The following is a 16122-nucleotide window of genomic DNA, read 5'->3' on the forward strand; positions in this document are numbered from 1 at the left end:
TTAAATGCAGGTCATTGTCATCCGCATTCGTTTTATAGAAGCAAATAGTTAAATAGATAGAATTCACAAGACTTTAGTGATACATTATAAGGTATAGGATTATGCCAGTTTGTAACGAATAATCATTGCAATTTTAAGAAATGGGGTCATGTTTTATGGCAAGAAAAGTGGTCGTAGTCGATGATGAGAAGCCAATTGCAGATATATTAGAATTCAACCTCAAAAAAGAGGGATATGACGTTTTTGTTGCTTATGATGGTAACGATGCGGTGGATTTGATTTATGAAAAAGAGCCGGACATTGTTTTATTGGATATTATGTTACCAGGACAAGACGGTATGGAAGTGTGCCGTGAAGTTCGCAAAAAATTTGATATGCCCATCATCATGTTGACTGCGAAAGATTCAGAAATCGACAAAGTGCTTGGCCTTGAATTGGGTGCAGACGATTATGTGACTAAACCATTTAGTACACGCGAATTGATTGCACGTGTAAAAGCCAATTTACGTCGTCATTATGCCCAACCGAGCCAAGAAAATCATATGCAAACAAATGAAATTACAATTAAAGATATTGTGATTTATCCAGATGCATATTCTATTAAAAAACGCGGTGAGGACATTGATTTAACACACCGTGAATTTGAGCTTTTCCATTATTTATCTAAACATATGGGACAAGTCATGACACGTGAACATTTACTTCAAACGGTTTGGGGTTATGACTATTTTGGTGATGTGCGCACGGTTGACGTTACCATTCGTCGATTACGTGAAAAAATTGAAGATGATCCTTCTCATCCAGACTATATCGTGACACGTCGTGGAGTAGGATATTTCTTGCAACAACATGATTAGAGGACGCGCAATATGAAGTGGTTAAAACAATTTCAATCCCTTCACACGAAACTTGTTATTGTCTATGTCCTATTGATTATTATTGGTATGCAAATTATTGGGCTATATTTTACAAATAGTCTCGAAAAAGAAATGACAGAGTCATTTAAAACGAATATATCTCAAAATGCAAAACAAATTGAGCTCGGTATTGAAAAAATATATGCGGATGATAATGAATCCGGAAATATTCAAAAAGATATTCAAAATTTATTAAACGAATATGCAAATCGCAATGAAATGATAGAAATTCGTTTCATTGATAAAGACCAAATTATTATTGCGACATCGAAACAGTCAAATCGTACAATTATTAACCAAAAAGCAAATGAGAGTTCGATTCAAAAGGCCTTATCATTAGGTCAAGAGAACTCCGATACCGTTTTAAAAGATTATGGTGAAGGTAAGCAACGGGTATGGATTAAAAATATGCCTGTAAGTACGAATGACGGTTTAATTGGTGATATTTATATTGAATCTAACATTAACCAAGTTTATGACCAATTAAATGATATCAACCAAATTTTCATTGTAGGTACAGGGATTTCTTTAATTATTACAGTCATTTTAGGTTTCTTTATTGCGCGTACGATTACTAAACCTATTACAGATATGCGTAATCAAACGGTCGAAATGTCAAAAGGGAACTATACGCAGCGTGTGAAAATCTATGGTAATGACGAAATTGGTGAACTTGCACTTGCTTTTAACAACTTATCGAAACGTGTGCAAGAGGCACAAGCGAATACAGAGAGTGAGAAACGACGCTTAGATTCTGTTATCACACACATGAGTGATGGTGTCATCGCCACAGATAGACGTGGGCGTGTGCGTATCATTAATGACATGGCACTTAAAATGTTAGGTAAGTCTAAAGAGGAAGTCTCAGGACACTTTATTTTTGATGTCATTGATTTAAGTGAAGAATTTACGCTCGAAGAATTAAATGAAAACAATGATAGTTTCTTATTAGATATTAATGAAGAAGAAGGTATCATTGTTCGCGTTAATTTTAGTACTATTGTTCAAGCAACTGGCTTTGTGACAGGTTATATCGCTGTGTTACATGACGTTACAGAACAACAACAAATTGAGCGTGAACGACGCGAATTTGTGGCCAATGTATCGCACGAGTTACGTACACCGTTGACTTCAATGAATAGTTACATCGAGGCCCTAGAAGAAGGCGCATGGCGAGATGAATCGATTGCACCTCAATTTTTATCAGTCACACGTGAAGAAACGGAGCGGATGATTCGATTAGTCAACGATTTACTCCATCTTTCTAAAATGGATAACGAAACAGAACCTATTACGAAAGAGATTGTCGATTTTAATATGTTTATCAATAAAATTATTAATCGACATGAAATGGCTGCGAAAGATACGACTTTTGTCCGTGATATTCCTAGAGAAACCATTTTTACGGAAATTGATCCAGATAAGATGACACAAGTGTTTGATAACGTGATTACGAATGCGATGAAGTATTCTCGCGGTGAAAAACGCGTAGAGTTCCACGTGAAACAAAACACAGTGCATAACCGTTTAACAATTCGGATCAAAGACAATGGTATCGGGATTCCAATTAATAAAGTCGATAAAATCTTTGATCGTTTCTTCCGCGTAGATAAAGCAAGGACACGAAAAATGGGGGGTACAGGTCTCGGATTAGCGATTTCTAAAGAGATTGTCGAAGCGCATCAAGGTCGTATATGGGCCAATAGTGTTGAAGGACAAGGTACATCGATTTTTATCACACTTCCATGTGAAACAATAGAAGATGGTGATTGGGATGCGAACTAGAGAACTGATTAAATCTATCATATTAGTGTCACTCGTTCTTTCCAGTGTAGTGCTTACAGTTATGATTTGGAATTTTTCGCCAGATTTAACGAACATTGACAACCCGCAAACAAAAGATACACCGAAAGCGATCGGTACGCGATATGACAAGCAGTTTAATCAGGTCATCACGCCTTTACAGCTCGTACATGTGGATCATGATCATTTGAAAGGAATGCCTGCAAATAAAGAAGTTAATGAGATGATGTCTCTATTTCAAAAACATCGCATTATTGAAGTTGAAGATATCCAAAATGATCAAGTCGTGTTATTGAAAGATTTGAGCCATCATTTTGTCGTGTTAGACTTCCCGACAGACATACCGCTATCCATGTATCTCAACGAAGTCATTGAGATGCCAGCAAAAGTACCGGCGAATTTTAAATTTAATCGTTTGATATTGGATATTGATGATCATCAGCATGTCGTTTTATATGCGATGCAACCGAACCATCAGCGTGCTATTAAATTAGAAACGAATCTCGATACGAAATTGATTCAACAGAGAATAGATCATATGCATGATGAATTAGAACCTTATTCGGATATCGTAACAAATCGAAGTACAGTCAATAAAGCAACGTATTTATACGCTTTAAAAGCACCGAAAGATTTGAAATCTTATCGCACGATTTTTAATCATATTAATGTAGAAGATTTGAACTCGATTCTCTTTGATGACACGCCGATTGTACGTACTACGAATAGTGGTAACACAACGTACAATAACAATACAGGGGTTGTGAATTACAATGCGGAGAAAGAAACGTATGACTATACGAACCTGTCCGAAGATGAGCATAGTACACGCGATATGAATATTAGCTTACCACGTGCATTTGACTTTATTAATAAGCATGGGGGCTTTACAGATGATTTCCGCTTGTTTAGTGCGAATAGCAAGCAAGGGGAAATTATGTATCAAATGTTTCTCAACGGACGACCGATATTTTATCCAAACCAATTGAATGAAATTCGTGTACTTTGGGGTGAGCGTGGATTATACGAATATAGTCGAGGTCTCTTAAAAACAAATGTGACTATTGATAATGGTGATGAACCGAAATCGATGCCAGATGCGGAAGATGTACGTTCTACATTAGCAAGTAAAGGCAACATTGATTTGACGAAAGTGGAACAAATGGTGGTTGGCTATAAAATGAGTGCCATTCGTGGACCTCAAGATCGAATTGAAATTCAAGAAGGCAGCCAGTTTACGCCAACGTGGTATATTAAATACAATCATAAATGGTACGAATACAAAGATGGGGAGTTGGTGGAAACATGAACTGGAAACGCACTAAAACGTTGTTCATACTTGTCTTTCTCCTCGTCAATGTGTGTTTAATTTTTGTTTATCAAGATAAAGTGAATAAATCTAAAATTAGCGATGCCGAACATGATAATGCGGTCAACTTTGAACGCGAAAATATTAAACTGCCAAAAAGTATGCCTGATGTGAGTCATGTCAAAATGCAGTTGGTTACAGCACGTTCTAAAGACTTCAAAGAAGAAGCAGAAGATAACAGCAAAGCTAAGGTCAGTAATCACGGCCATACCTTATCTAAAGAAATGGACGAACGTGTAGACGTCAAAGTTGATCCGATTTCTCATTTAAAACCTTATATAGATGATAAAATCTATAAAGGAAATGAGTACCAGTACCATGAAACCAGTGACGGTCAAATTAAATACGAACAAACGTATAGAGGCTTTCCGATTATGAATAATAATCGCGCAGAGTTGACTTTTGAGGTGAAAGGTGACAGTACAAAATCATATGAACAGTCCACTATGGAAGACATCCTTCCGTCTAAGGGGACCAATAATGAGCCTAAAAAAGTCATACGTGCAAGAGAAGCATTGGAAGCACTTTACTATAATCAGTATTTAAAACATGGTGAAGAAGTCGAAAGTATCCGTCTCGGCTATTACACTGTTGTAAAAGAAACGAATATTCAAGTTTTACAGGCCAACTGGGAAATTAAAGTTAAAGATAAAAACGGGGTGCATACATATTATGTAGAAGCTGTATCCTCGAATCCACAAATTATAGAACAATAGAAAGGGTGGTCACTTGATACGAATGAGTGTACTCGCAAGCGGTAGTACCGGCAATGCGACATATGTAGAAAGTGAACAAGGCAGCTTGTTGGTCGATGTCGGACTAACAGGGAAAAAGATGGAAGCACTTTTCGATCAAATCGACCGAAAAATTTCAGATTTAAGCGGCATTCTCGTGACACACGAGCATAGCGACCATATTAAGGGGCTCGGTGTCATTGCACGTAAGTTTGGTGTTCCAATTTATGCGAATGAAAAAACATGGACACGTATTGATAAAAAAGATTCTAAAATTCCGCTAGACCAAAAGTTTGTATTTAATCCATATGAAACGAAGTCTATTGCAGGTTTTGATATAGAATCATTCAACGTTTCACACGATGCGATTGATCCACAGTTTTATATCTTCCATAATAATTATAAGAAGTTAACGATGATTACGGATACAGGTTATGTCTCTGATCGCATGAAAGGTATGATTCGTGGTAGTGATGCCTTTATATTTGAAAGTAATCACGACGTCGATATGTTAAGAATGTGTCGTTATCCGTGGAAGACGAAACAACGAATCTTAAGCGATATGGGCCATGTGTCAAATGAAGACGCAGCTCACGCAATGAAAGATGTCATCACAGGTCAAACGAAGCGGATTTATTTATCGCATTTATCACAGGATAACAATATGAAAGATTTGGCACGAATGAGTGTCGGACAAATCTTGCAAGAACATGATATTGATACTCACAATGAAGTGAAGTTATGTGATACGGATAAAGCGATACCCACACCGATATATACATTATAATGAAATAATTGATAGATAGAAGCACATGAATTTCAAGTAAAAGTCTTGAGGTTCATGTGTTTTTTTATGTTGTTTACAGATTGAAAATTTTAAGCTTCAATATTTGAAAAAATTTTCCTTCCTAAAATGATAGGGAAGCATCTATTTGAGGCTAGTAAATTTTGATGAAAATTTAAAATGTTATCTTTATACAAAGTGTTTTAAAGGGTAAAGATCATATAAAGCTATGAAATGAGGGATGAAATAATAGGAACACGAAAGAGTGTCTGCGGAAGTGAATAAAAGTTCAAAATGTGGCGCACTTATCCCCAAATGTGTGCACAAAGTATATGACTTACACACAATTCACATATTAATAACGTAGTTACTAACAAAGTTATCCACATATCAACAGGTTTATACACAATGGAAGGATGCAATTTCTAAAATACTGTGTACAAACTTTATGCAAAAAACGTTATAATGGGTATAAACATGTGAATAACTGAATAACTTGAGGATAACTTTACGTTTATTCACAATGGAGGTCAAAATGAAAATTACTGTTGTCGCAGTTGGAAAACTGAAAGAGAAATATTGGAAGCAAGCCCTTGCAGAGTACAGCAAAAGACTAGGGGCATACACAAAATTAGAAATAATTGAAGTTCCAGATGAAAAAGCACCTGAAACGATGAGTGATAAAGAAGTGGAACAAGTGAAACAAAAAGAAGGCCAACGTATTTTAAGCAAAATCAAACCACAATCTACAGTCATCACATTGGAAATCGAAGGTAAGATGGTTAGCTCTGAAGCCTTATCCACAACATTAAATCAACGTATGACGCAAGGCGCGAGTGACTTTACCTTTGTGATAGGGGGATCTAATGGCTTACATCAAGACGTTTTAAACCGAAGCAACTACGCATTGTCATTCAGTAAAATGACATTTCCTCATCAAATGATGCGCGTCATCTTGTTAGAGCAAGTATATCGAGCATTTAAAATAATGAGGGGAGAAGCGTATCACAAATAAAACTAAAAAATAGGTTGTATATAACTCACTTTGAAATTGATTGAATATATAGTAACTTTAATAGAATGCAGCTATTGTGGCGTAGAATATGAGAATCAAAAAATGATTAATATAGTTTGAAGAGACTGAGCATAAATACTAGAAAAATGGCCAGTAAATGAGTTTACTATAAACTCATTTACTGGCTTCTCTAATAATTATCAAGACAATTTGCGTTTCTAGGCATACTTTGAAATGCGCTATTTTCTTTAAGAATATTAATATATGACTTGTGTTGGTAATGATAACCTTGGTTAGAGTGTATTGTCATGTGATAGTTAAGATTAGATCTTTTAATTAAAACATTGTTTTAAATATCGATGACAAGGTCTAATGTAGGACGTGTAGATATAAGGTTCGGAATTATATAAATCTATAAAAGGAGATAAATCGAAAACCTTTATACCCTGGGTGGGTATATGTTATAGTATAAGTAACTTTACTATAACATTTTCATTAGGAGGGGTTAATTTGAATAATAATGGTGAAGAGCATAATCATCAAAATCACATGAATCATTCCAATCAAATGCATCATGATAACCATGCCTCACATCATCATCATAGTGGCCATGCACATCATCATGGAAATTTTAAAGTTAAGTTTTTTGTTTCATTAATTTTTGCAATACCTATCATTCTTTTATCGCCACTGATGGGTGTTAACTTACCTTTTCAATTCACATTTCCAGGTTCTGAATGGGTAGTGTTAATATTAAGTACAATTTTATTCTTTTATGGTGGTAAACCGTTCTTGTCTGGTGGTAAAGATGAAATTGCTACAAAAAAACCAGGCATGATGACCTTAGTTACCCTAGGTATCTCAGTAGCTTATATTTATAGCTTGTATGCTTTTTATATGAATAACTTTAGTAGTGCAACTGGTCATACAATGGACTTTTTTTGGGAATTAGCAACCTTAATTTTAATTATGCTATTAGGACATTGGATAGAAATGAATGCTGTCGGAAATGCTGGAGATGCTTTAAAGAAAATGGCAGAACTGTTACCTAATAGTGGTATTAAAGTTATGGATAATGGCCAACGCGAAGAAGTTAAAATATCAGACATCATGACTGATGATATCGTCGAAGTAAAAGCCGGAGAAAGCATTCCAACAGATGGTATTATCGTTCAAGGACAAACATCTATAGATGAATCCCTAGTCACTGGAGAATCTAAAAAAGTACAAAAAAATCAAAATGACAACGTCATCGGGGGTTCTATTAATGGGTCTGGAACAATACAACTCAAGGTTACAGCTGTGGGAGAAGATGGATATCTTTCTCAAGTTATGGGACTTGTTAATCAAGCACAAAGTGATAAATCTAGTGCTGAATTGTTATCTGATAAAGTAGCGGGTTATTTATTCTACTTTGCTGTAAGTGTTGGCGTGATTTCTTTTATTGTCTGGATGCTCATTCAAAATGATGTTGATTTTGCATTAGAACGTCTTGTAACTGTGTTAGTCATTGCTTGTCCACATGCTTTAGGCTTGGCAATACCTTTAGTCACTGCACGTTCTACTTCAATTGGTGCACATAATGGTTTAATTATTAAAAATAGAGAGTCTGTAGAAATAGCTCAACATATCGATTATGTAATGATGGATAAAACTGGTACTTTAACTGAGGGTAACTTTTCTGTGAATCATTATGAGAGCTTTAAAAATGATTTGAGTAATGATACAATATTAAGCCTTTTCGCCTCATTAGAAAGTCAATCTAATCACCCATTAGCTATAAGTATTGTTGATTTTGCGAAAAGTAAAAATGTTTCATTTACTAATCCACAAGACGTTAATAATATTCCAGGTGTCGGATTAGAAGGTCTAATTGATAATAAAACATATAAAATAACAAATGTCTCTTATCTTGATAAACATAAACTTAATTATGACGATGACTTGTTTACTAAATTAGCTCAACAAGGTAATTCAATCAGCTATTTAATTGAGGATCAACAAGTCATTGGCATGATTGCTCAAGGAGATCAAATTAAAGAAAGCTCAAAACAAATGGTAGCTGATTTACTATCAAGAAATATTACACCAGTCATGCTTACAGGTGACAATAATGAAGTGGCACACGCTGTCGCAAAAGAATTAGGTATTAGTGATGTCCACGCACAACTCATGCCAGAAGATAAGGAAAGCATTATAAAAGATTATCAAAGTGACGGTAATAAAGTCATGATGGTCGGAGACGGTATCAACGATGCGCCGAGTCTTATAAGAGCCGATATTGGTATAGCAATTGGTGCAGGCACAGATGTTGCAGTGGATTCAGGTGATATCATACTTGTTAAAAGTAATCCATCAGATATTATTCATTTCTTGACCCTTTCAAATAATACTATGAGAAAAATGGTGCAAAACTTATGGTGGGGTGCAGGTTATAATATTGTTGCTGTACCTTTAGCAGCTGGTATTTTAGCATTTATCGGCTTGATTTTATCACCTGCAATAGGTGCTATTTTAATGTCACTAAGTACGGTTATTGTTGCAATTAATGCCTTTACATTAAAATTAAAATAAAAGATAGGAGTTTTATTATGATTAAAAAATTATTTTTTATGATATTAGGATCATTACTAATATTATCAGCTTGCTCCAATAATGATGAAAAAGATAAAGACACTAATGACCAAAAAAGTGAGAGCCATATGAAGCATAATGATGAAAGTAAAGTTCCAGAAGATATGAAATCGACTAATGAGGGTGAATTTAAAGTGGGAGATAAAGTAACGATTACAGCAGGGCATATGCCAGGTATGAAAGGTGCAGAAGCTACTGTAAAAGGTGCGTATAAAACATATGCCTATGTTGTAAGTTATAAACCCACAAATGGAAATGAAAAAGTAAACAATCATAAATGGGTCGTAAACGAAGAGATTAAAGATGCACCTAAAGATGGATTTAGTAAGGGCGATACTGTTAAATTAGAAGCAAGTCATATGTCTGGTATGAAAGGTGCTACAGCCAATATAGATAACGTGAAAAAGACTACTGTTTACGTAGTTGATTACAAATCCAAAGATAATGGTAAAATCATTAAAAATCATAAATGGATGACAGGAAATGAGCTGAAAGCACGATAAAAATCTAGTTCTAAATTGAGAAATAAATAGATATAAAAATATCCTCCTTAATCAATAATTTAGGTTGTATATTTTTAACGGTTGGTGAAATATTCACTGACCGTTATTTTAATTTTTGATATTAAAAAAGCACAAATATCTCTATAATTGTAAGTGACCAAACCAACGATTAAGGAGATATTGTGCCTATGTGTAATGATATATCAGAAATGCTTGGAATTAAAGTCAAAAATTTAAAAATCACTCAAAATCTAGGATTAGATGTACATAAAAACGTAAAGGCATTATTATACGAAGGCCAATTGACATATCATCCCAGTGCTTGTGCGTGTTGTGGAATTAAAAATGATGCCCATTTAATTATTAAACATGGCTTTCGTAAAACGAAAGTTTATATGGGATTAATTTTTGAAAGACCTGCCTATTTAAAATTGAAGAAACAGCGCTTTTACTGTAAAGCTTGTCAACAAACCTTTACAGCTCAAACACCCTATATTCAACCCCGATGTACCATCTCAAATGAGGTCAAACGCATGATGACCCGGAAACTATCTAAAGTCATCTCTGAAAAGGATGTCGCTGAAAGTCTATGTGTATCACCTTCAACTGTCCATCGCCATTTAAAAGAGGTAAGTGATTCGGTGAAGACGCAGGCACATCATGTTTTACCGGAGCACTTAGCTTTTGACGAATTCAAATCAACGAAAGATGTCGAAGGTGCGATGAGCTTTATTTACTGTGATAGTGTAACCCATGATATCATCGATATTTTACCTGATCGTCGCAAACATAAATTAGAAGCCTATTTTTTAAAGTTCTCTAGAAAGCAACGTGAAAGAGTGAAAACCATCTCTATAGATATGTTTCCACCTTATATCGCACTCATTCAAGACTTATTTCCTCATGCGGAGATAATTATGGATCGCTTTCATATCGTGCAGGCTATCAATCGTGAAATCAATCGATGCCGAGTTCAAGTTATGAATGGTTTTAGGACAAAAGATAGACCTCAATATAATAAATTAAAGCGTTATTGGAAGTTACTATTAAAAGCGCCCTTAGATTTAGATCGAATGATATATCAGTCATACGGACTTTTTAAGTCTTGGCAGAGTCAATACAGTTTAGTTCAGTATTTATTGGAGCTTGATGAGAGGCTCAAAGAGACATATGAAACGGGGCATCGTCTTTTAAGTGCTCTGAAAGTAAACGATATCCAGCAATTACGCTTCATCTTACAGGATTCAAAAACAAAAGATATTTCACAAGGACTCAAGCGCGTCATTCAAACATTCATCAAATATTTGCCCTATATCTCAAATACGATGCGTTATCCACATTTAACGAATGGGCCAATTGAGGGCATTAATAATAAAATAAAACTGATTAAACGGGTTTCTTATGGTTATAGAAATTTCTGGAATTTTAGGAATCGAATCTTAATCATTTCCAAGGTATTTGTAAGTGAATATAAAAAACGCATTAAACAACAAAATAACGTTGCTTAATGCGTTATCGTCTCGCCAACCGACGTTGACAAAGAACCAATAAAGAGTCAATAAACAGACTTATTTTGCCTTTTAGTAGGATAATTGACATAAATACAAACAATATTGTTACTCGTGGTATTAAACTACTAGATTTAAGTAATAATAAAAAAGTCGACATTAAATTCTCTACCCGTAATAAAAGCGACTTAGTTTTGGATTTAAGCCAGTTAGACTCTGAAAATGAGTATTATTTCGAATTCACTTATAGACATAATAATAGTAGCTCACTATCTTTTAAATTTAAAATACTATTAATAAATTTTGAAGAAAAATTGATTGGACACATTAAAACTAAATATAATTTGAAATATGATAATAAGGATAAAAAGGTTGAATTTAGTATAGCTGGAGTAAATAGCTTGCTGAAATTAAATGAATGTAATGAGCATAAAGTAGTAGTAAATGAAGTTGGAGAAAATTATTCGCCACAAGATTATTCCAGTTATGATTTTTCACCCCTAGTAAAAAAGGATAATGATAACATTTATATGGTTTTAAAAATTAATAACGTATCCTATAAATTCAAGTTGAAAGAAGTTCTCAATAAGCCTGTTCCTTTGAGTAGCATAAGTCTATTAAGGTTAATATATAATCAACAAGTATCTGGAAGTCTTGATGAGAATTTAGTTAAAGTAGGTACAGAAGAGTTTTACCTATACAATGATTTTAAAGAAACTATAAAAATCGAAGATAAAATGATTAAAGAAAATTATATGACCATTAGATTTGAAAGCGATATAATGACTGGGAAACAGCTTGAACTAGATAATCAAATTTTAGAAGCCTATACAAATTTTTGTGAATTAATTTTATCCAAAAATACATTACCAAGTTTATTATATTATGATCAAGAAGTAATAGAATGTGCAGAAAAATATTGTAAAGCTGTTGAAGAAGTTTTAATCGGTTTAAAAGATAATGAAAAAATCATTGATAAAAAGGTATTAAACCTCCATGAATTAGGAGTTGTTTATAAAAACGAAAATATCTATTTATCAGCGCTACACCCTTTAATTGTTAGATATGAAATTGAAAAAACTAAATCTTTTATGCAAGGTGTTACAAACGAAAAAGTCTTTGTTAAGTATAATCCTTCAAGTTTACTGCCTTATTATGTAGATAATCAAAGTAATTTTTATTTTTCAGAAGTATCTGATTCCAACTTTAGATGGCTAATATATAAGCCATATGAATCTTCTAATAAAATGACTTCAGAAAAAATGAGATATATTATAAAAACAAGAATGTTTGATTTTAAGGTGCATTTTAATTATTTATTCAGTGTTAATCCAAATTTTTCGTTTAAGGTTAAATTTTCTGGAATAAAAGATAAAAAGGTGGCTATACAAGGGATAATAGATTATATATTTGAAGAGCTTAAAGGTGCTTCTAATTTATATAAAGTTAACTCGATAGATGCTTATTTTGACAAAAGCGAAAACATTGATGAGATATTTAATTTTTACAATATTTTATCTTATAATGAATTGAATGATTTATTTGATATTTCTGTACCAAGTAAAGTCAAAAGAAAGTTTGAAGAAGAAGATGTTATTGAATTATTAAAAAGAAAAATTAATATTTTTACTACTAATAACAAGATATTAACGCATATAACATTTTTTAATTTTAATCAGCCACCTAAATTTAGTTTTAACAATTTGAATGAAATAGAATCATCTGTTACTAACAAAGGCTTACTTTCTAGTGTAAGTTATACTCAATTGGGCGATACTTATCTCTCTGGGTTTGGTATTAAGGGAATTTCAGATGATTACTTATTAATTAATAGTGCAAAACTTTGGAATAGCTTTGTTTCGAATAATCAAAATCATCATTTAAATCCTTATAAAGTTAATGAGGGTATTGTTAATAATATTAGTAGTATTGAAAATCAAAATTTAGAAGAAGTATTCAATAACACCAACTGGGTTACCTTTATAGACCCATCTGTAGATTTATCCTATTTTAATAATGAAGATTATAATCTATATATTATTCACTATAATGATCAAACTTCTTCCTTTAATTATGAGTCTATAACTGTAACAAATAATACTATGCAATACAGTAATATTTTAAAAGAATTTTTATACAAAGTTAATGTTAATTATGAGCCTAAAAATATAGAAAACATTATACGTTCCTTTAACATCCTAAACGGCGAATGGTTATTAAAAGTTATTGGAAGTAAATCATCACGTGGACATGCTACTAATAATTCTGTAAAAGAGAAACTAAGTATTGTTTCTGCATACAAACAAGTTTTAGCAATTTTAGATAATGATTATATTAAATGGATACCTATTTCTTTAGAAGAAATAATAAGGGTGAGTAGACAACAAGGTCTTGAATCCAGTTCAGACATTTTTTCGGCAAAAGAATTAAACTATCAAGGATCTATATCGGATGATTTATTATTTATTGGATTGGAATACGACAAGTCTGAAGTAACTGTTCACTTTATGCCAGTAGAAGTAAAAGTTGGAATAAACAATAGTAATGTTGTTTCTAAAGCTAAGTCTCAAGTCTCACATTTATATAATTTATTAAATGAAGAGATAATAATTGATTCAGAAGAAAAGTTAAATCAAAATTTTTATAGACAGTTTTTCTTAAATCTTTATTTTGGTAACTTAAAAAAATTCCTGGAAAATGGAGTTATTGATAGCGAAGACTATCTAAAGATTTTTAACGACAAATCAACGATAATGAATAATCAAATTAAGTATTCAAGTGCAATTAATGAAAATTATGGTAAAGGTATGATTGTACTATTTACAGAAGAAAATCCATACAGAAAAGTATTGATAGATCAAAAAGATAAAGTCATCGAAGTTCATTATAATCAATTAGATGCCTACGAAGATGCAGAAAAATCATTAAGCAAAGTTAAGAAAGAAGTGGCTAGTGGTACTAAAGGTATAGATTTAAAGCTGTTGCTTTCGCAGTATGTTGATGAAGTTAAAAACTCTAATAATATATATCCAATAGTTGAAGATGAACACAAACCATTGAAAGAAATCAATGACAAACTAAAAGAAATAAATGTCGAAAGTAGCGAATTAAATTTTGAGAAAGAAATATTAGGCAATGAGAAAGATAAAAACAAAGAAGAGTATTTATTAGATATAGAAAATGAAAATAGAGATTTGAAAAATATACGTATCCCATTGGGTAGTATAGTGGGGAGTAACCAAACTTTATACTGGGAATATGGCAATCCTAAATTATCAAATAGACATCTATTAATAAGTGGTAAATCTGGCCAAGGAAAAACGTATTTCATGCAATGCTTATTATATGAGATGGCAAAAGCTAAGATTGATAGCTTAGTTATTGATTATACCGATGGATTTTTATTACATCAATTAGAGAGTGATTTTGTGGAAACTTTAGGTGATGACTTAGTAAATAAATATATTTTTAAAGATAAGTTACCAATTAATCCTTTTAAAAAGAAAGAAATTGATTTAGGTGGTTTTAAAGTTCCTGAAGAAAATGATGATGTAGCAGATAGAGTTGTTCAAAATATAGACTTTGTATTTAATTTGGGTATACAACAAAGTAGTTTATTGAAGGAAGCTATTATAGAAGGGCTAAATATATACGGAGAAAGTTTTACGTTTACTAAACTTAAGAATCGACTTATTGAAAGTGAAGATAACTCGTCATTAAAACTTGTGGGTAGAATAAGTAAATTGCTCGATAAGGATCCATTTTTATATGACAAAAATAACTTTTCTTGGAATCAAATATTTAGCAACCAAGGAAAAGTGCATATTTTTCAATTAAAAGGTTATGTAGCAGATATTCAAAAAATTATTACAGAATTCATTTTATGGGATTTATATAATTATACTGAAAGTAATGGCGATAAGGACACGCCAATACCAGTATTGTTGGATGAGATGCAAAATCTTAACCATAAAGAAAGTTCTCCTACCACAAAGATATTAAAAGAAGGAAGAAAGTTTGGTTGGTCTTCATGGTTAGCTACACAATCAATAAGCAGTATAAAAAATAGTGGGGATATTTCTTCTTTATTTAATGCTGCTCTTCAAATACACTTTGCACCTCCTGAAGATCAAATTAATTTTATAAGTAAAATGATTACCTCAGATAATAATATAAGAAAGCAACTAGAAAATGATCTTTCAAAATTAGGTAAAGGCGAATGTCTAGTTAACGGATATGCAAATATCAACGGTGAGCTAAGAAAAATAGTGGAAAAAATTAAAGTTAGCCCTTTTAGCAAAAGATAATTTATCATAAGATTATAATTTTATTTTAATTATAAAACGAGCTGAATTTTTTTGAGTTGTAGAAAATGTCTTCAAATATGAAGGTTTTGAAGGCTGTTTACTACATAAAACCATAATTTATAGTATAAGTAGACATGCTATACTGATTTAATAGATTGGACTGATGGACTTAGTGATTCAATTTCATCAGTCCGATTTTTTTCTATGAGTAAAAAAATCAATCAGAAAAGCTTTTTAAAGACAAAATATTCAATTCTCTAAAAGTACCAAAAGAAAGTCGTAAATGGGATTGCCTGAATCGCATTTCTCAATCGCATCAAAAAAGCTAATTTAATACTGCACTTATAAACTCTTTTAAGAGTTTATTTTGGTTGTGTAAATGGCGGTTAAAAAATGTAGGAAAATGACGGAATAAAAATGCTGTTTTTCCCGCATTTTTTAATTATTTTTCTCTTATAGCTTATAGATTTCCTTGCTAATGAATAGAAAAGAAATTACATTCTATTTCAAGTATTAAATATATGAAAAGTGATTTACCATTTTCAAAC

Annotated in this window: 10 protein-coding genes; all 10 read left to right on the top strand. The window is 32.5% G+C overall.

The features are described 5' to 3' along the window. The first annotated feature begins 155 nt into the window (after positions 1 to 155). The 10 genes from yycF (at position 156) to MUA40_RS00175 (ending at position 15574) form a co-directional block, all read left to right on the top strand. Positions 156 to 857 (top strand): response regulator YycF, encoded by a 702-nt coding sequence (yycF, locus tag MUA40_RS00130; protein ID WP_016425750.1) that lies wholly within the window; start codon positions 156 to 158, stop codon positions 855 to 857. A 12-nt stretch (positions 858 to 869) separates the two neighbouring features. Then, the gene (gene walK, locus MUA40_RS00135; RefSeq protein ID WP_016425751.1) at positions 870 to 2702 is read left to right on the top strand and encodes a cell wall metabolism sensor histidine kinase WalK; all 1833 of its coding nucleotides are present in this window, start codon (positions 870 to 872) and stop codon (positions 2700 to 2702) included. Next, entirely contained in the window at positions 2692 to 4029 is a 1338-nt protein-coding gene (locus MUA40_RS00140; RefSeq protein WP_167732803.1) for a YycH family regulatory protein, read from the top strand. The genes walK and MUA40_RS00140 overlap by 11 nt, the downstream gene beginning before the upstream one ends. Next, positions 4026 to 4805, top strand: coding sequence for a two-component system regulatory protein YycI (locus MUA40_RS00145; protein WP_016425753.1), 780 nt, complete (start codon positions 4026 to 4028; stop codon positions 4803 to 4805). Before MUA40_RS00140 ends, MUA40_RS00145 begins: the two co-directional genes overlap by 4 nt. A 22-nt stretch (positions 4806 to 4827) precedes the next feature. Continuing rightward, positions 4828 to 5610, top strand: coding sequence for an MBL fold metallo-hydrolase (locus tag MUA40_RS00150; protein ID WP_016425754.1), 783 nt, complete (start codon positions 4828 to 4830; stop codon positions 5608 to 5610). A 532-nt stretch (positions 5611 to 6142) separates the two neighbouring features. Then, entirely contained in the window at positions 6143 to 6622 is a 480-nt protein-coding gene (rlmH, locus tag MUA40_RS00155; RefSeq protein WP_016425755.1) for a 23S rRNA (pseudouridine(1915)-N(3))-methyltransferase RlmH, read from the top strand. A gap of 510 nt (positions 6623 to 7132) precedes the next feature. Then, positions 7133 to 9196 carry a heavy metal translocating P-type ATPase gene (locus tag MUA40_RS00160; RefSeq protein ID WP_167732804.1) on the top strand — a complete coding sequence of 688 codons (2064 nt, stop codon included), beginning with the start codon at positions 7133 to 7135 and terminating at the stop codon, positions 9194 to 9196. A gap of 17 nt (positions 9197 to 9213) precedes the next feature. Beyond that, positions 9214 to 9759 (top strand): YdhK family protein, encoded by a 546-nt coding sequence (locus MUA40_RS00165; protein ID WP_000592150.1) that lies wholly within the window; start codon positions 9214 to 9216, stop codon positions 9757 to 9759. A 188-nt stretch (positions 9760 to 9947) separates the two neighbouring features. Further along, positions 9948 to 11267, top strand: coding sequence for an ISL3 family transposase (locus MUA40_RS00170; protein ID WP_016425360.1), 1320 nt, complete (start codon positions 9948 to 9950; stop codon positions 11265 to 11267). A gap of 65 nt (positions 11268 to 11332) precedes the next feature. Continuing rightward, positions 11333 to 15574, top strand: coding sequence for a helicase HerA domain-containing protein (locus MUA40_RS00175; RefSeq protein WP_262569657.1), 4242 nt, complete (start codon positions 11333 to 11335; stop codon positions 15572 to 15574). Positions 15575 to 16122 lie beyond the last annotated feature (548 nt).

Source organism: Staphylococcus schleiferi (assembly GCF_025558325.1).
Classification (GTDB): Bacteria; Bacillota; Bacilli; order Staphylococcales; family Staphylococcaceae; genus Staphylococcus; species Staphylococcus schleiferi.